General features: G+C 64.6%; 16 protein-coding genes. 12 read left to right on the forward strand and 4 right to left on the reverse strand.

Going from position 1 to position 17,102, the window contains the following annotated elements; all coding sequences use genetic code 11:
* Window positions 1–258: 258 nt before the first annotated feature.
* Both CVV68_RS03725 and CVV68_RS03735 read right to left on the reverse strand, forming a co-directional pair.
* Complete coding sequence (locus CVV68_RS03725) at window positions 259–699, reverse strand: SRPBCC family protein (protein WP_110499678.1); 441 nt, start codon at window positions 697–699, stop codon at window positions 259–261.
* Between the two features lie 1,091 nt (window positions 700–1,790).
* Window positions 1,791–2,450 (reverse strand): HAD-IA family hydrolase, encoded by a 660-nt coding sequence (locus CVV68_RS03735; protein ID WP_110499680.1) that lies wholly within the window; start codon window positions 2,448–2,450, stop codon window positions 1,791–1,793.
* Between the two features lie 641 nt (window positions 2,451–3,091).
* Between CVV68_RS03735 and CVV68_RS03740 the strand changes: the two genes are divergently transcribed.
* Window positions 3,092–3,451 (forward strand): hypothetical protein, encoded by a 360-nt coding sequence (locus CVV68_RS03740; protein WP_110499681.1) that lies wholly within the window; start codon window positions 3,092–3,094, stop codon window positions 3,449–3,451.
* A 224-nt stretch (window positions 3,452–3,675) separates the two neighbouring features.
* On the opposite strand, the gene CVV68_RS03745 is transcribed toward CVV68_RS03740, so the two are convergent.
* Window positions 3,676–4,539: an aldo/keto reductase family oxidoreductase gene (locus tag CVV68_RS03745; RefSeq protein ID WP_281268268.1), complete on the reverse strand. Its 864-nt coding sequence runs from the start codon at window positions 4,537–4,539 to the stop codon at window positions 3,676–3,678.
* A gap of 139 nt (window positions 4,540–4,678) precedes the next feature.
* Here CVV68_RS03745 and CVV68_RS03750 point away from each other — a divergent pair, with 139 nt between their 5' ends.
* The 10 genes from CVV68_RS03750 (at window position 4,679) to CVV68_RS03795 (ending at window position 14,037) form a co-directional block, all read left to right on the forward strand.
* Window positions 4,679–5,104 (forward strand): winged helix-turn-helix transcriptional regulator, encoded by a 426-nt coding sequence (locus CVV68_RS03750; protein ID WP_110499682.1) that lies wholly within the window; start codon window positions 4,679–4,681, stop codon window positions 5,102–5,104.
* Between the two features lie 168 nt (window positions 5,105–5,272).
* Window positions 5,273–6,049 carry a type 1 glutamine amidotransferase domain-containing protein gene (locus tag CVV68_RS03755; RefSeq protein ID WP_110499683.1) on the forward strand — a complete coding sequence of 259 codons (777 nt, stop codon included), beginning with the start codon at window positions 5,273–5,275 and terminating at the stop codon, window positions 6,047–6,049.
* A 258-nt stretch (window positions 6,050–6,307) separates the two neighbouring features.
* Window positions 6,308–6,616, forward strand: coding sequence for a PAS domain S-box protein (locus tag CVV68_RS24865; RefSeq protein WP_170133076.1), 309 nt, complete (start codon window positions 6,308–6,310; stop codon window positions 6,614–6,616).
* Window positions 6,574–6,990 carry a PAS domain-containing protein gene (locus tag CVV68_RS03765; RefSeq protein ID WP_170133077.1) on the forward strand — a complete coding sequence of 139 codons (417 nt, stop codon included), beginning with the start codon at window positions 6,574–6,576 and terminating at the stop codon, window positions 6,988–6,990. The genes CVV68_RS24865 and CVV68_RS03765 overlap by 43 nt, the downstream gene beginning before the upstream one ends.
* Window positions 6,991–7,420: 430 nt before the next feature.
* Window positions 7,421–8,149 carry a sensor histidine kinase gene (locus CVV68_RS03775; RefSeq protein ID WP_211320712.1) on the forward strand — a complete coding sequence of 243 codons (729 nt, stop codon included), beginning with the start codon at window positions 7,421–7,423 and terminating at the stop codon, window positions 8,147–8,149.
* Window positions 8,146–9,246 carry a response regulator gene (locus tag CVV68_RS03780; protein ID WP_245933317.1) on the forward strand — a complete coding sequence of 367 codons (1,101 nt, stop codon included), beginning with the start codon at window positions 8,146–8,148 and terminating at the stop codon, window positions 9,244–9,246. Before CVV68_RS03775 ends, CVV68_RS03780 begins: the two co-directional genes overlap by 4 nt.
* 114 nt (window positions 9,247–9,360) lie before the next feature.
* Window positions 9,361–9,828, forward strand: a complete 468-nt coding sequence (locus tag CVV68_RS24125; RefSeq protein ID WP_245933318.1) for an NAD(P)/FAD-dependent oxidoreductase — start codon at window positions 9,361–9,363, stop codon at window positions 9,826–9,828.
* 301 nt (window positions 9,829–10,129) lie between these two features.
* Window positions 10,130–11,350 (forward strand): amidohydrolase, encoded by a 1,221-nt coding sequence (locus CVV68_RS03785; RefSeq protein ID WP_110499687.1) that lies wholly within the window; start codon window positions 10,130–10,132, stop codon window positions 11,348–11,350.
* Between the two features lie 314 nt (window positions 11,351–11,664).
* Window positions 11,665–12,378: an SRPBCC family protein gene (locus CVV68_RS03790; protein WP_110499688.1), complete on the forward strand. Its 714-nt coding sequence runs from the start codon at window positions 11,665–11,667 to the stop codon at window positions 12,376–12,378.
* A 168-nt stretch (window positions 12,379–12,546) separates the two neighbouring features.
* Entirely contained in the window at window positions 12,547–14,037 is a 1,491-nt protein-coding gene (locus CVV68_RS03795) for a S10 family peptidase (RefSeq protein ID WP_110499689.1), read from the forward strand.
* 111 nt (window positions 14,038–14,148) lie between these two features.
* Here the strand turns inward: CVV68_RS03795 and CVV68_RS03800 are convergent, their stop codons facing one another.
* Window positions 14,149–15,453: a CAP domain-containing protein gene (locus CVV68_RS03800; RefSeq protein WP_110499690.1), complete on the reverse strand. Its 1,305-nt coding sequence runs from the start codon at window positions 15,451–15,453 to the stop codon at window positions 14,149–14,151.
* Window positions 15,454–15,708: 255 nt separating this feature from the next.
* Here CVV68_RS03800 and CVV68_RS03805 point away from each other — a divergent pair, with 255 nt between their 5' ends.
* Window positions 15,709–17,100 carry an MFS transporter gene (locus CVV68_RS03805; protein WP_110499691.1) on the forward strand — a complete coding sequence of 464 codons (1,392 nt, stop codon included), beginning with the start codon at window positions 15,709–15,711 and terminating at the stop codon, window positions 17,098–17,100.
* The last annotated feature ends 2 nt before the right edge of the window (window positions 17,101–17,102 follow it).

Below are 17,102 nucleotides of genomic sequence, written 5' to 3' on the forward strand. Positions count from 1 at the left end.
CCGTAACCCGAGCTATGGCACGGCTGCTTTCTTGCTCATGGGGGCACTTAGCTGGTGGGCCGCCGGCATTGGGGCATGCGCCAGTGAGTTCTGCGTGGTGGCCGCCAGGGTGCTTGCTTTGGCGACGGACTTCACTTTGTGGTGCTGGCAGAGATTCATACGTGAGAACCATCGACTTGCCTTCAGCGGTTGTCGAGAACCGCTGTGTAATTCATGCTAAGTCGACTCGATGCGGCTGACCAGAGTTTTTGGGCAACTCTACTGGTTTTTGCTTGCGTTCCGCCGGGCCAAGGCGTCGCGGAGTCCTGACTCTCCGCGGCGCATCGGGGCGGCGTGGGCATAGGTGAATGCTGGTGCCGCCACCGGGCTGAGGAAGTTTATCCAACGACTGGTCGGCCGAACGCGCCACTCAATATCCATCCGGGTGTGGCCGTTGTCGATGGATGTGAGGACCACGCGGCCCTCGCCGGCCAGGTCGCCACCGGCGTCAAAGATGACTTCTCGCGGGTTTTCAACGTGGGTCGGGTGGTGGGAAACCGCAAGGGTGTAGCCCAGCGATGCCTTGAATTTGAGGTTGGCGGTCGTTGCCAGAAGCAGTTCGTCCTTTGACGTGCCGGCCTGTGGCGATCGCTCCAGCGGCTTGGCATAGGTGCACCCCGGCCACCAAACCGGCCACGCCATGTCCGGATCGGCAATCACGCCCCCAAACTTCTTGCCGGCGGCTGCGAAATGTCCATGAAGAGGAGAGATTGTAGAGGCGCGCTGTCATGCAGAAATTGTTGCATGGGCCTTTGGAAGGTGACCAGCTTTGCACGAGAGTGAAGCAGTTTACCTTGGTGCTCGCTGACGTTTGTGGCGGGGTGCCACGCGGCCGTTGCCGGAGGGTGCACGTAGATTTGAAGTATCGAAAGCAAGTCCGACTTACGATTCCAGTGAGATGGAATCTGCGGGTTTTTCGTCAGAGTCAATTTGCAGCCTGAGTTGGGGTGCCGGGACCAGAGGCTGTTTTAGGTGCTCCCGTCTTCACGGCTCTGGTGGTCAGAGATTTCACGGTAGCTAATCTTCGGGTGACCATTGTGTTGGATGACGTGTGTGCGGATGGCGGTTGCGTAAAACGGTGGGTGCTGCGGCTCTATGACTGGGTCGAGCTGCGCAGTGCCGTCATGGTTGCTTGCGCGGAGGTACTCATCGTTCTGCTCGCCCGTCCGCACCGGTGCGATCCACCTGCAGGACGGGAGCCGAAAAGGCGCACTACCCGACCGGTGGTAGGCGTTCCGGCGTGACCAGGATGAGAAGGGGCCGCTAGATCGCACCCAGAACGAGTGGCACGGGTGAAGCGATGGGCGAGCACATCCGCACGGTAAGCGATGTGGCGCACCTGAGCAACGGGAGGCTAGGCCGGGAAGTGGTTCGGGGAGCCGATGAGTGAAGTCGTTTCGCTGTTTGTCGGCCGTCTCGAAGCCGGTTGTCAAGCAGCATAGACAGACTGGTTTCCTTGTTGAGCTACTGGGGTCTTCTTAGTGTGGGGCCGAATCGCGTCGCTGCGAACGTGAACAACCCCTTGGCTCTGCTCGGCAATATAGGTGGGTGCCATCTTATGGGTCAAGGTCAGGGTCTGGCGCGAGCCGTGCAAGCGAAGGTCGCCTGTTTTGGCGGCTCGAATCCTTGAAAATCACGGGTGGGCACGCGAGCGTGGCACTGTCCCCGGTGTTGCCCGGTCGCTACCTACTTTGAACGGAATCGCTGGCATCAGCCTTGCAATGCTGCTCGGATTCGACGAGTAGACCTGATCAGCACCCCAACGCATCGGCCAGCTCGAGTAGACTGGCCACCTCCTGCGACGGTTTCGGTCCGTTGGGATCCAGGTGATGCCCGGGGCGCAGCAGGCGCACGACTTCGATCCCCGCCTCTAAGGCGCCGCGTACATCGCGTGCCGACGTCGCGACGTGTAGGAGGTCGCCGCCACACGCCTCCTTGGCACGTTCGTAGATTTTTGGATCGGGTTTATAGGCTCCAAGTCGCTGTGACGTGAGCATGAGATCAGGGGAAAACAGCGCGGCAGCGCGCGTACGGACCGCGAGAGTGTCATCGACGTTCGATAGGATTCCGACTCGCTTCCGCGCAGAGATCCTCTTTATCCCACTTTCAGTGTCGGGCCACAGCGGCCAATTGGCCTGCGAATCCAGTAACGTACTGGTATCCGTCGCCACGTTTCCACAAAGGTCGAGCTTGAGGTAGGTGCTTTTCAGTGCTTGTTGGGCAAGGGTGGCGTATGAGACCCAGCCGACGACCTCGGCTTGGGCCGACTTGTTGAACTGGTCCCAAGCGTCGTAGACCTGCCTTCCGGTGACTGGCCAAGAGCGTTGTCGCGCCCAAATACCGAACATTTCGGCTCCGCCCGTACGAGCATCCGTTAGCGCACTGAACAGATCGAACGTGATGGCTTGCACGGCAAAAGCCTCCAGGGCGACGAATTTGTTGATCTAGTACAACAGGCTGGGCAGTCACGTGATGATCTCTGGGAAGATCGAGACGAGCACAAAGACAGGATACTGCACCCGTCAGGACATCCACGAGCGGGAGGTGGCCCCTGACGGACTCGACGCAGTCTTGTTCCACGGGCTCAGCGAACGAGGGGGCCCGTCGACCGACTGAGTCGAGCCGACGCGGCCATCGCGGCAGTTCGCAAGCCAACTGTCGCCTTGGTCTGGGGTATCTGCATGGAGGGGGTGGCAGATTGCGGCAGCCTGCGACTTGGTGTTGGCCGCGGGTGATGCGCAATCGAGAAAACGCCCTCGAAGTTAGGGAATATCTATCCTCGGATAGGGCTAGAAAGGCTGGTCCGCAGGGTTGGTGAAGACCGAGCCAAGTACTTGATCGTTACTGCTGCTGAAGTCACCCCGTCTCAAGCTCTCTCGTGGAGGTTGGTCACGGATTTGGTGGCGGCGGGAGCTGCGTGAGAGCCAGTCCGTGCTGCTTGCTGGAGACGGGCGCCCCCATGAATGGTCGAGGGCAGGCAGGAACGGGGCACGCTGAACTGGTTTCAGCGCGGCCAGCGCCGGCGGTGAGGAGCCTCAATCAAAGGAATTTCGTGGGCCTCCAGTGGACGTTGAGGAACGGGGCGGATGTTGTATGCGGTGACACGCTCTTCCTCGTGCTCATTCTCAATGTCTGCAGCCGCGCACTCGTTGAACAGGCGGAGATTGTCCACCGACCGGGTCAGCAGGACGCCCAAGCGATTGACTTCGGCCGCTGCGGCGAGCAGCCGCTCATGAGTGGTTACAGGGCGATACCCGCACTACTGGAGGAGAAGTTCGTGTACGGGCTCATCAAGGCAGAGGTAGCAAGTGTATTCGAACTGGGGCGAAGTATCTACGGTTTTCCTGGATTGCCAGTCCGAAATAGGTTCAATGTCGACCCTCACCTTGGGCGCCGTTTTGCAGCCCCGTAAGGCTGGTGAATTGTCGGCTGTTTCGGTGCTGTTTCGGTGCTGTTTGACCTGGAGCGCCTGCAGTGACAATCTCTATGTCCCGACTCGGTGGGCCACTTCGGGGGACAGCGCCATCCACTCTGGCTTGCAGTCTTGATCCCACTCGGTGGATGGCACCGGGTCACGACGCCGCATTCGGATACTGCCTTCACCCGAACGCACGTCCTGTACAAGTATCTGGTCAGTTAGCGGCCGATCTTGTCTAGTTCGGCGACGTCCCCTGTCGAGAGCGAGAGCCCGGCCCCTGCAGCGTTCTCGCGCAGGTGCGCGGCCGACGATGTGCCGGGAATCAGCAAGATGTTGGGCGAGCGCTGCAACAGCCATGCCAGGGCGACCGACATCGGCGTCGCGTCCAAACGCGAGGCAATGGCGGAGAGCGCATCGGACTGCAGCGGGCTGAAGCCGCCGAGCGGGAAGAAGGGTACGTAGGCGATCCCCTCCCGCGCGAGCATGTCGATCAGTTCGTCGTCATGACGGAAGGCGAGGTTGTACATGTTCTGCACGCACACGATCGGTGCAATTGTGATGGCCTCCGCGACCTGTTCCGCCGTCGCGTTGCTCACGCCGAGGTGCTGGACCAGGCCCTCCTTCTGGAGTTCGACGAGGGCCTCGAACGACTCGGTGATCGGGCCGGGCACGGGCCCGTCGGCGTTGCCGAGCCGAAGGTTGACCAGGTCAAGCCTCTCGAGGCCGAGGGCTTGGAGGTTCTCCTGGACTTGGCGGCGCAGGTCTTCAGGCCGGCGGGCCGTGGGCCAGCCGCCCTGCGCGTCACGGTTCGCCCCAACCTTGGTGACGATGTGCAGAGATTTGGGATACGGGTGCAGCGCTTCGCGGATGATGCTGTTGGTGATGCGCGGCCCGTAGGCGTCGCTCGTGTCGATGTGCGTGATTCCGAGTTCGACGGCTTCGCGGAGCACTGCAATTGCAGCGTCCCGGTCCGCCGGTGGGCCCATGACCCAGGGGCCGGCAAGTTGCATGGCGCCGTAGCCGAAACGTGAGACGGCGAGGTCGCCGAGTTTCCCGGTCCCGCCGGGAAGCGGGGTGGTGATTGTCGTCAAGAGTCTGCCTTTCATACGGAATTGAGGGTGGTGCCTACCGGCTCCTTGCTTTACTCTAAGGAGGTAACTTCCCGCTGGGAAGTATGCACCTTCAGGTGCGTTAGTCACCCACGGGTGGGAGGAGCCATCGATGGCAACCATGACGGCAGCTCAGAAGAAGGCCGAGAGCAAGGCGAAATACGATGCCTTCCTGGCGGTGTGCCCCAGCCAAAAACTGCTCGATCGAATCTCCGATAAATGGGTGACGCTGATACTGGCCGCGCTCGGGAGCGGCCCTGCATGCGTGGCTGAGCCAGGGGCGATGCGCTATTCAGAGCTTGCCCGCACCTTGGCCGGCATCAGCCCGAAAATGCTCACCCAGACTCTGCGTGCCTTGGAACACGACGGACTCGTCACCCGCACCGCAACTCCGACGGTCCCCGTCACGGTCACCTATGAACTGACCAACCTCGGCCTCTCGCTGCAGCAAATGATCCGCGGCCTTAAGTCATGGGCGGAGACCCACATGGATGAGGTACTCGCCAACCGCGAGAACCACGACAGCCAGGTCGCCTGAACTACAACGCCAAGGTCAGTCGCCCACACGGGGCATCGTTAACGGCGGCGGTGGATTTCACCCATTCAGGGGCAATGCTCCTGGCAGCACTGAGGCGATCTTCGGGTCATGGCTAGGCAGCTTGTCAGGCATTCGCCTAGGGTGGGCATTGGACGAAAGGAGCATTTCATGAAGAAAATCCTCATGGTATTGACCAGCGTTTCCGAGATCGGCGATACGGGCGAGAAGACCGGCTACAACGTGGCCGAGGCCGCACATCCCTGGAAGGTTTTCAAGGATTCCGGACATTTCGTCGATTTCGCTTCCATCCAGGGCGGCCAACCCCCGCGCGACGACGTGGACTCGGAAGATCCCATCCAGGTTGCCTTCACGCAGGACGAGGCCACGCGCGCCGGCCTCTACAACACGGCCCGGGTTGACGTCGTTGATCCCGAACAGTACGACGCCGTCTACCTCGTGGGAGGCCACGGCGCCATGTGGGACTTCCCGGACAGCGAAGGCCTGCAGAAACTGGTGGCCAGCGTCTACAACGCCGGCGGCGTGGTGGGCGCAGTCTGCCACGGACCGGCCGGCTTGGTGAACGTCGAATTGGCCAATGGCATCCACCTCGTCAATGGCCGGACGGTGGCGGCCTTCACCAACGACGAGGAGGTTGCCGCGGGGAAGGACAAAGTCATCCCGTTCTTCCTGGCGGACCGGCTTGAGGAACAGGGCGCCACCCACGTGTCCGCTGACGTCTTCGAGGAGAAAGTCGTCGTTGACGAACGACTGGTGACGGGCCAAAACCCCGCCTCCGCGGCCGGCGTGGCCAAGGAAATGGAGAAGCTCCTGGCGGAGGTCATCCACCACGAGAAGGCCGAGGAACAACACGAGGCCGAGGCCCTGCGTGCCCAAAAGGACGCCGAAAAGGCCGCCAAGAAGGCCGACAACGACGCCCAGCACTAACGTCAAGCGCACGAAAACTGCCGGCCTCCCCCGACGACGGGACGGCCGGCAGTCGTCGTTTCCAGCAGGCCGGGGTTGTTTCCCACCGGCGAGAAGATTCGCTCAGTTTGGGGCTCAGGCCCAGTCACTGACAAACGGGTGTACATTGCAGAAAACTCCCCTGCCCTCCGCCGGGCGGAGGTTCCGTGAAGGAGCGCCCCCAGGCCTCAAGATGGGCTTGGCATCGATTCGTGGCCGCACGCGGTCCCGGCACGCCTCTTGGATCTGAGCGCCGATCTTGCCTGTGTGGCCGGAATCGGCGGCCTTTTCCGGGAGATTTCCGGCGACTGGGCGGCGCTGCTCGGCTGGACCGAGACGGAATTGCTCTCGCGGACGTTCATCGAGTTGGTCCACGCAGAGGACGCCGACGCAACCCAAGCGCAACTTGACGCCGCCCGCGAAGGGGGTGCCGCGTCGTCCGTTTCCAGAACAGGTTCCTGGCCGCGGACGGGTCAATCAGGTGGCTGCAGTGGACGGCGGTCGGAGTGCCTGAGGAACGGGCCTTCCGCGCCGTCGCGAGCGACCTGACGCCCCGGCACGAAGCCGAGGCCCATGTGCGTGAGAGCGAGCAGCGCTACCTGGACCTCATCGAATCCGCCCACGACATTGTGCAGAGCATTCTCCCTGACGGTCACTTCGAGTTCGTCAACCGCGCCTGGCACGAACTCCTCGGCTACACGCCCGAGGAGTTGCCCGCGCTGACCCTTTTCGACATCGTCGACGACGTTGACCACGACCATTGCACACTTCTCATCGCCCAGATCATGAGCGGGAAGTCTTTCGACCGCGTCGAGGTTACCTTCGTCGCCAAGGACGGTCACACGTTCCCGGTTGACGGGAACGCGACGGGCAGGTTCAGTGAAGGACGCTACGTTGCCACCCACACGTTCTTCCGGACGTGAGCGACCGCAAGCAGGCGGAAGCGCTGCAGGCCGCCTACCATAGGCAGCTCGAGGATGAGGTGGCAGAGCGCTCTGCTGCCCTCATCCAGAGTGAGAAGCTGGCCACGCTCGGGCGTCTGAGCGCCGGCATGGCGCACGAGTTGAACAATTCCGCCGCGGCTGCGCGGCGCGGTGCGGCACTCCTTGAGGACACTTTTCCAAGACCTGCACGGCCCTGCTCACCCTGGCCCGCACAGCACAGAGCTCCGCCGAGGCTGACCGGCTGGCCGAGCTCATCGACCGCGCCGCGACGCAGGCGAAGGACGCCGACCGGCTCGACCCCCTCAGCCGTGGCGACCGCGAGGAGGATGTCGAAGCCTGGCTCGCCGCGCACGGGCTCGGCGACTCATGGGAGGCCGCGGGCTCCCTCGTCGACCTGGGCATGGAGGCGGTGGACCTGGACGCGCTCGCCGGGACCTTCGAGCCGGGCCATCTCGGCACCGCGATCACGGCGTTGTCCCAGGCGCGCACCGCGTACGGGCTCATTGCGCAGATCGGGCACGGTTCGGCGCGGATCTCGCAGATCGTGGCTGCGCTCAAGGACTACAGCTACATGGACCGGGCAGCCGTCCAGGACGTGGACATCCACGAGGGCCTCAACGGCACCCTTGTCATGCTTCAATCCAAGCTCAAGCTCGGCATTGAGGTGCTCCGCGACTACGGCCCCGGCGTGCCGCACATCGAGACCCTGGGCAGCGAACTGAACCAGGTCTGGACCAGCCTCATCGACAACGCGGCCGATGCAATGAACGGATCGGGCCACCTGAGAATCCGGACACGGGCAGCAGAGGGCGGGGTCGCCGTCGAGATAGAGGATGACGGCAACGGAATCCCACCGGAGGTGCTGGGCAAGGTGTTCGACCCGTTCTTCACGACCAAGCCTCCCGGGCAGGGGACGGGGCTGGGTCTGAACATCGTCTTCAACATGATCCGCGGCACAGGCGGACGCATCGACGTGCAGTCGGCCCCCGGGCGCACCGTGTTCCGGGTATGGCTGCCGCCGAGACGGCCGGATGCCGGCCGCGCCCAGGATGAAGCGCAGGGTGAAGTGCAGGGTGAAGCGCAGGATGAGGCGCAGGACCGCGCGCAGGATGAGGCGCAGCCCGGGAGCCACCCGTGATCGAGAACGCACCCACCGCGCCACGCCCGGTCATCCTCGCCGCCGACGCCGACCCTGCCGTGCTCAGCGCCGTGCGGGGGGACCTGCGCAGCCGGTATGGGCGCCACTACCGCGTGCTGACGGCCTCCGGCGGTGCCGAGGCGGTCGAGACGCTGAACCAGTTGAAGCTGCGCGGTGACCCGGTCGCCGTCGTCGTTTCCGACCAGCGGATGCCCGAGGTCACCGGCACCGAGGTGCTCGCCACGGCCCTGGAGCTGTTCCCGGACGCACGCACCGTGCTGCTGACGGCATACGCAGACACGGAGGTCGCCATCGGCGCGATCAACGAGCTGCACCTGGACTACTACATCCTCAAACCGTGGGATCGGTCGGAGGAACGACTGTTCCCGGTCATCGACGACCTCCTCGGGGACTGGCACGCCCACAACCAGCCGGGCTACGCCGTGACCCGGGTGGTCGGCAGCCGGTGGTCGGCGGGCACCCACGAGATCCGCGACTTCCTGCAGCGCAACCAGATCCCCATGCAGTGGTTCGACGTCGACGCCAGCGAGGAGGGCCGGCAGCTGTTGGCGGCGGCCGGCGACGAAGGCCTTCCACTCGTCATCACCCCGAACGGCAGCGCCCTGCACGCCACTGGCGTCGCCACCCTGGCTGCCGCGCTGGGCCACAAGACCCATGCCGACGCCGAGCCATTCGACCTGGCGATCGTCGGGGCCGGTCCCGCCGGCCTTGCGGCCGCCGTCTACGGGGCCAGCGCGGGGCTGCGAACCGTCTGTGTTGAACAGCTCGTCCCCGGCGGCCAGGCCGGCCAGTCCTCACGCATTGAGAACTACCTGGGCTTCCCGGCCGGCATCTCCGGGTCCGATTTGGCCCGCCGGGCCGTGACCCAGGCGCGGCGGTTTCAGGTCGACGTGCTGGCGCCGACCGCCACGGTGGGCCGTGACCTGAGTGGTCCCTACCCCCGCATGGAACTGGCGGACGGTTCCGCGATCAGCTGCGGCGCCATCATCCTTGGCCTGCGGCGTCGCCTACCGCAGCCTCGACGTGCCCGGCAGTGCCCCTGGAGGGCCGGGGCGTTTTCTACGGCGCCTCGCTAAGTGAACGTGACACGGTCAGCGGTGAGGACATCGTCGTCGTGGGTGGGGCGAACCCGGCCGGCCAGGCGGCCGTGTACTTCTCCGAGTACGCCCGCTCCGTGACGATCCTGTGCCGTGACGATCCTGTGCCGTGCCGGGGAACTCGGTGCGAAGATGTCCGCCTACCTCGTGGACCAGATCGCCGCGCGCCCCAACATCACTGTGCGCACCGGCGTGTCCATCCGTTCGGTCGGCGGTGCGAACGGGCTCGAGACCGTGACGGTCCAGGACGCCGGAACCGGCAGCGCCGAGGAACTCGCCGCGTCTGCGTTGTTCGTGTTCATCGGCGCATCCCCGCGCACCGACTGGCTGCCGCCGCAAATCGCCCGCGACGCCCGGGGATTCATCCTCACAGGCCCCGCGCTCGGCGGCCAGCGCCACCGCACGGCAGACGGCGACAGGGACCCGTTTCTGTATGAGACGAGCGCACCAGGCGTGTTCGCCGTCGGCGACGTGCGGGCGGGCTCGATGAAACGGGTTGCCTCGGCTGTCGGAGAGGGCTCGGTCGCGGTCCAGTTTGTGCATCAGGTCCTGCGCAGCTGAGGGGACGACGGCGGGGCCCGCAGACCGCACTGACGGTACCCAGCTGTGGGTCGCGAACGATTTTTGGGCGTGGCGTGTGCTCGAGGCTGGGTGGTTTCACTGCGCAGCCGTCAAACGTCCGAGGACGAATTGCGGGGCTGGCGAACAGAAACGGCAACGTGAGCGGATGTGCCGGGCGGAGCCGCATTGGCCACGGCGCGTACGCCTGCCGGTGGGTTTTTCGCAGCCACATCACCGGCGTGGGGAAATTACAGATCCTCGGACCGGGCGCATTCAGCCGCCGCTACTCTAGGCTTTGGGCATGAGCATTGATATCGAAGCCCTCTATCGAGACCTGCATGCACACCCTGAACTTTCGTTTCAGGAACACCGAACCGCTAAAATCGTGACCGATCACCTCCAGGCACTTGGCCTGACCGTGCACGAAGGAATCGGCCGCACGGGTGTGGTGGGTGTCCTGTCAAATGGTGATGGCCCCACCGTCCTTCTCCGGGCGGACATGGATGGCCTGCCGGTGGAAGAAGCCACCGGCCTGGAGTATTCAAGCCACGTTCGAGTCCTGGACGATGAGGGCAATGACGTCCCCGTCATGCATGCGTGCGGTCACGACGTCCATGTCACGTGCCTGATCGGTGCCTTGGAATTGCTTGCAGGGGAACAGTCCAGTTGGTCCGGGACGGTTGTTGCCGTTTTTCAGCCGGCGGAGGAATGGGGCGGCGGGGCGGCCGCCATGATCGAGGACGGAATCTTTGAACGCGTCCCTGCCCCCATTGTGGTTCTGGGCCAACATGTGGCACCGTTTCCTGCCGGCTGGATCGGGCTTCACGCCGGGGTCGCCATGGCGTCGGCGGACTCAATCAACATCACCCTTCACGGCACCGGCGGCCACGGCTCAAGACCGGAGACCACCATTGATCCCGTGCTCATGGCGGCGGCAGCCACGCTGCGGTTGAACACGATTGTTTCGCGAGAAATTGCGGCAACCGACTCAGCCGTGCTCACCGTCGGCCAACTGCACGCAGGATCCAAGAACAACATCATTCCCGCGGAAGCAACGCTGGGCCTCAGCCTTCGCACCTTCGACAACCAGGTCCGCGAAAAGCTCCTGGCAGCCATGGAGCGCGTCGTCCGGGGAGAGTCGTCCGCTTCCGGAGCCGCCAAGGAACCAACCATCACCTATGCCGAACATTTTCCGCTCACGGTCAACGACGAGAGCGCCACACACCGGACAGCCGAGGCGTTTCGAGTGGCCTTTGGCGCCAATAAAGTGATTGACCCCGGTCCCGTCTCAGGGAGCGAGGATGTCGGCCTGCTGGCCACGGCCGCCGGCGTGCCGCTGGTTTTTTGGTTCCTTGGCGGCACAGACCCGGCTGCCTTCCAAAGCTGGGAGTCGACGGGCCGCATGCCCGAAAACATCCCCTCCAACCACTCACCGCATTTCGCCCCCCTCATTCAACCGACGCTGGACGTTGGCATTAACGCACTTGTCACGGCGGCGCGTGAGTGGCTGGCTTCTGCGTAGCGGAGGGCGGATTCCCTGCATTGCTTGGGCAGCCGGCCGCCCGTTGGATGCCGGCCACGGTCGCCCGCGACGCGGAGCTGACGTTTGCCAGCGCCGCGGACCGGGCGGCCTTCACCGGTGAGCTGGCCTCGAATATGGCCCAGCTCGGGAAAAAAATACCACAGCGCCAACGCGAGCGGCGGGCGCAACCGCCGCCACGTCGTCGTACTTCATCCCAGCGCCAAATCTGATTCCAGCGTCACGCCGGGACCCGGTGCCACGGCGCCGGAAACCCACAAATTGCCGGAATCCCCGGCCGGATCGAGGAGTGAAAGATGCCCAAGGAATTCAAGATTGTCCATGATTCGGAGATTGACGGCACGCCGCAGCAGGTGTTTGACGCGGCAACGCTGGGCAATTCGGGCTGGCTGTGGCCCATGGAGATTGAGCCGAAGCTTGGCGGTGCCGGCCCGTTCGGCAGCACCGTCACTGCCTGGGAGCCGCCGCACCGCTTCGGCAACCACATGGAGGGCGAGGGCGGCTTCTTCAACACGCTCGAATACGATATTTCCGAGCGCCCCGGTGGCAAATCGTGGCTGCGGTACGTGCACAGCGGCGTCTTCTTTGAGGACTGGGACAACCAGTACGACGGCGCCGCCAAGCACACAGCGTTCTACCAGCACACGCTGGGCCAGTACGTGAAGTACTTCGCTGGCCGGCAGGCAGCGTTTGCCGACGTCCAGGGCCCGGAGGCATCCAAGTCGCCCGATGCCTTTGAGGCCGTCAAGGCCGCGCTGGGAATTCACGACGCCGGAGCCGGCGGACACGTCAGTGTCACCATTGCCGGGGTTGGCACGGTGGATGCCGTGGTGGACTACCAGGACGCGAATTTCGTGGGGCTGCGCACGCACGATGCCATGTACCGCTTCTTCGGCCGCAACGCCTTTGGCGCCGTGGTGGGCATGACCATCCACCTCTTTGCCGAGGGCGCCGACGCCGAAAGCGCAGGGGCTGCCTGGGGCGCGTGGCTGAACGGGCTGTACGCGTAGCCTGGCGCTCGAAACCCCCACCGCTCGCACCAAGAACGGGTCCAGCCGACGAACGCGCCGACAGGATACGCCGTCCTCGCGAGTCGGCCCCGTTCACGCGGATTTTCCGGCAAGACGCGGGGCTGCGGCCTACCGGAAGTGCGATTCCCAGGGCGATAGGCTCTGGACATGGCTGAAAATTCCGCAAACCCCGCCCGTGTTGAGACCACCCCTGCCGACGCTCCGGAGCCCGACACGAAGCCCGAGGCCACGGACGACTTTGCCACCCGATCCCACATGCTGGCCTCGGGGCGGACCTACAGCAGCACGGCCGGGCGCCTGGTGTTGCGCCAGGAAGCCAACGAGGACGGGACGGCGAAGGGCTTCAAACCCAAGGCGGAGATCTTTGTGGTCAGCTACGTGCTGGATATGGACGCTGAATCCCCGGAGCGCCCCGTCGTGTTTGCATTCAATGGCGGCCCCGGGTCATCCAGCGTCTGGCTGCACATGGGCCTGCTGGGGCCGCGCCGCGTGGACAGCGGCGATGTCGGCGCGCTGACCCCGGCGCCATTCGCGCTGGTGGATAACCCGAACACAATCCTGGAGCACGCCGACCTGGTGCTGATTGACCCCGTCAACACAGGATTCTCCCGGGTGGTGGACGGTGGCAAAGCCGACGAATTCCATGCGTTCATCGAGGACCGCGACCTCGTGGCCGAGGTCATCCGCCTCTGGACCACCCGCAACAACCGCTGGCTCAGCCCGAAGTACCTGGTGGGGGAGTCGTACGGCACGCTGCGCGCCGTGGCCGTTGCCGCCCGCCTCTTTGACGCGTACGGCATGGCCATCAACGGCCTGGGCTTGATCTCCACGGTGCTAAACCTCTCCACCCTGGATTTTCAGCCCGGCAACGACACCCCGTACGCCCTGCACCTGCCCACCTACGCCGCCATCGCCCATTTTCACGGGCGCCACCCGGGCCGTGAACTGGCGGACGTGGTGGCCGAGGCCGAAGACTTTGCCGGGCACGAGTATGGCCATGCCCTCACCCAAGGTGCGCGGTTGGGCGGGACCGAGCTGGCCGGCGTTGTGCACCGTCTCAGCGAGCTGACCACACTCAGCGAGGACTTCATCCGCCAGGCGAACCTGCGCTGGGACTACTCGGAGTTTTCCGCCGAATTGCTCCGGGCGCAGGGGCTGACGGTGGGCCGGATCGACGGGCGGTTCACGCAGCGGCACCTGCGCGGGCATGCCTCGGTGAATTGGGACGACCCGTCCATGGCAGCCATCACCGGACCGTTCGCGGCCGCCATCAACCACTATGTTCGCGCCGAATTGGGCTATGAGAACGATCTGCCCTACGAAGTGCTCACCGGCCGCGTCCATCCCTGGAGCTACAAGACGTTTGAGGGTGCGCCGGTGGACGTGACCGGGGATTTGGAGCGGCTGCTGAACTACAACCCGGCCCTGCGCGTGCACGTGGACTACGGCTACCACGACGGCGCCACGCCCCACTTCGCCGCCGAATATGTGTGGGCGCACCTGAATATTTCAGACGATGCCCGGGCCCGCTTCACCCACCACTACCACCACGCCGGACACATGATGTACCTCAAGGACGAGTGCCGCGAGGACCAGCTGGCGGCGCTTGCCGAATTCGTGACGCCACGGGCCTCCTGACGGCATGTCGGGCAGGCTGCCTGCCGGGCACGACGCCGGACGGCCGGGCTGGGTGCCGTGTCAGCCGGCGTCGCCGGGGGTGGTGTTGCGTGGGGTGCAGACTGTCGCGGCTCAGCTGCCCAGCAGCAGCGGGGCCCAGCCGCCGGAGCCAATTTGTGACCGGGCGCCCCAGCGGCCCTTGAGGATCGGGTAGTGCAGGAGGTTGCCGGCGCCGTCGCGGGCCAGAACGCCCCAGGCGTTGGTCCCGAGATGGTTGGAAATGCCGGAGAGGTGGGTCATGGAACCCCAGCCTGTGCCGATGACCCTGCGTGTCTCGTAGATGAACCCTCCGCCGCCATTGCCCCGGTAGAGCAGGAGCTGGCCGGTGCGGTTGCGCGCGGCGATGTCGGGGCGGCCGTCGCCGTCGAAGTCGACGCCCAGGATGGTCAGTGGCCCCCATCCGGTGCCGATCTTGGTGCGTGCGGAGAAGCCTGTGCCGTTGGGGGAGGGGTAGTAGAAGAGTTCGCCGGTGACCCGCTGCTTGGCCACCAGCCCCGGGAACTTGTCGGCGCTGCGCCATTTGGTGGCGATGATGTCATAGGCGCCCCATCCGGTGCCGATGCGCAGTGCCGCCTTGAGGGTCCCGTTGGCCTGCCCATAACTGACGGTGAGGAGGCCGTCCTTCCATTTGGCGATGATGTCCTGGCGGCCGTCCGAGTTGAAGTCCACAATTTCCAGCTGCTGCGTCCCGGCCCACCCGGCGGAAACAAACTTGCGCTGCCACAGGTCCCCACCGCGGGCCGAGCCGTAAATGAACAGATTTCCTGCCGGGTCGACGGCGGCCACGTCGCCATTGTTGGCCACGGGGACGGGCGGCGGCTGTGGCTGCTTGGCGCGCGACGCGGCGTAGCCGGCCAAATTGGCCACCACCACGGTCATCCCGTTCCAGCCCGCCTTGGTGGTCTTGACCTGACCGAAGCCGATGTCGGTTGCTTGCTTGTCCAGCAAGGCGGCACGGTGGCCGGGGGAGCCCATCCACCAGTCAACGATTTGCTGGGCGTTGTTGTTGATGCCAATGATCTCCGAGGACATGTCGGCACCCTTGGGCAGGATGGAGCGCCCGTAGTCCGTGCGGTGCAGCTTGTTCATGTCCACGGTGCCGTTGTTGATCCGTCCGTTCACCGTGGCGGCCCACTGCTGGGAACCGGTGGAAATGGCAGCATTCCAGACCACGGGGCCGGCACCGTTGGCGGCACGGTAGCTGTTCGCCACTGCCAAGACCTTGGCCAGGAACGGATCGCTCACGGTGGGCGCCGCCGGGACTGCGGCCCGGGATGCGGCTTCCGGGGCTGGTGCCGCCCACGACGGAGCCACCCCGGAAGTCATGATGGCGGCCGTGAGTGCCAGGGCACTGAGGACCCCGAAGAATTTTCGCATGTACTATGTCTCGCCTTGAACGCTGAGCCGTTGGTGTCAGGTGGAACACACCCATACTAGCTGCCGGTGGGCCCGGCAGCAGCGCGTGTGCATTCCTGCGCACTGCCTCTGCGCTAATGGTCATTGTTGAACGGATGTGGACGCTGCCATACTCAGGGGATGCCGGACCGTGGGCTGTGTCACACTGCGTGGGTGTTCGGATCGGGCTACATTTCAACGACGGCACGCGCCAACGGCGGCGCGGAGGAGAAACGAATGAGTGAACAAACTGGTCCCGACCGCTCGGTCAAGGAATCGGGACTGCGCAAGGTGGTGGCGGCCTCGATGGCCGGCACCGTGGTGGAGTGGTACGAATTCTTCCTGTACGCCACGGCGGTGAGCCTGGTGTTCGGCCACATGTTCTTCCCGAATGCCGGCTCCGTGCTGGACGGGATCATGGCAGGGTTCCTGACCTACGCCGTCGGCTTCGTGGCACGGCCCATCGGCGGCATTGTCTTTGGCCACTTTGGCGACAAGTTTGGCCGCAAGAAGCTGCTGCAGCTGAGCATCATCCTGGTCGGGATCTCCACCTTCCTCATGGGCTGCCTGCCCGGCTTTGACCAGGTGGGCTACTGGGCCCCGGCGCTGCTGGTGGGCCTGCGCTTCATCCAGGGCTTTGCCGTCGGCGGCGAATGGGGAGGCGCCGTCCTCCTGGTGGCAGAGCACAGCCCGGACAAATCCCGCGGCTTCTGGGCGTCGTGGCCGCAGTCGGCCGTGCCGATGGGCAACCTGCTGGCCACCGGTGTCCTGCTGTTCCTGTCCTCCACGCTCAGTGAGGCCGCGTTCCTTGGCTGGGGCTGGCGTGTGGCCTTCTGGCTCTCCGCGGTGATCGTGCTGATCGGCTACTACATCCGCACCAAGGTCAGCGACGCCCCCATCTTCCTGAAGGCGCATGAGGAAATCCAGAACAACCCAAACGCCGGCTACGGCGTGGTGGAGGTCTTCCGCCGCTATCCGCGGGGCGTCTTTACGGCCATGGGCCTGCGCTTCGCCGAGAACATCCTGTACTACCTGGTGGTGACGTTCTCGATCACCTACCTGAAGGTCATCGTGGACATCAACACCGCCCGCATCCTGCTGCTGCTCCTGGTGGCCCACGGCATCCATTTCTGCGTGGTCCCGCTGGTCGGCAAGCTCTCCGACAGGATTGGCCGCAAGCCAACGTACATGCTCGGTGCCCTGACCGGCGCCACCTGGGGCTTTTTTGCCTTCCCCATGATGGACACGAAGGACGACTTCATGATCCTGGCCTCCGTCACCATCGGCCTGGTCTTCCACGCCCTCATGTACGCGGGGCAGCCATCCATCATGGCGGAGATGTTCCCCACCCGCATGCGCTACTCCGGTGTTTCCCTGGGCTACCAGGTCACCTCCATCGTGGCCGGATCCATTGCACCCTTCATTGCCACCGGCCTGGTGGAGCACTACCATTCCTCCGTCCCCGTGGCCATCTACCTGCTCGGCGCCTGCATGGTGACCGCCGTGGCCGTGCTGTTCCTGAAGGAAACCAAGGGCGTCTCGCTGCAGGACATCGACGACGCCGATGCCGCCGGCACGCTGGCCCTGGGCCGTGCCGCGGCGGCCAAGTCGGCAGCAAGGGTGGGCTAGGA

It is taken from the genome of Arthrobacter livingstonensis, assembly GCF_003219815.1.
GTDB lineage: Bacteria > Actinomycetota > Actinomycetes > Actinomycetales > Micrococcaceae > Specibacter > Specibacter livingstonensis.

What these genes read in the sequence shown, in the direction of transcription:
- CVV68_RS03805 (WP_110499691.1), top strand. Translation starts at nt 15,709, where the DNA reads ATGAGTGAACAAACTGGTCCCGACCGCTCGGTCAAGGAATCGGGACTG.
- CVV68_RS03755 (WP_110499683.1), top strand. Translation starts at nt 5,273, where the DNA reads ATGAAGAAAATCCTCATGGTATTGACCAGCGTTTCCGAGATCGGCGAT.
- CVV68_RS03785 (WP_110499687.1), top strand. Translation starts at nt 10,130, where the DNA reads ATGAGCATTGATATCGAAGCCCTCTATCGAGACCTGCATGCACACCCT.
- CVV68_RS03795 (WP_110499689.1), top strand. Translation starts at nt 12,547, where the DNA reads ATGGCTGAAAATTCCGCAAACCCCGCCCGTGTTGAGACCACCCCTGCC.
- CVV68_RS03800 (WP_110499690.1), bottom strand. Translation starts at nt 15,453, where the DNA reads ATGCGAAAATTCTTCGGGGTCCTCAGTGCCCTGGCACTCACGGCCGCC.
- CVV68_RS03790 (WP_110499688.1), top strand. Translation starts at nt 11,665, where the DNA reads ATGCCCAAGGAATTCAAGATTGTCCATGATTCGGAGATTGACGGCACG.
- CVV68_RS03750 (WP_110499682.1), top strand. Translation starts at nt 4,679, where the DNA reads ATGGCAACCATGACGGCAGCTCAGAAGAAGGCCGAGAGCAAGGCGAAA.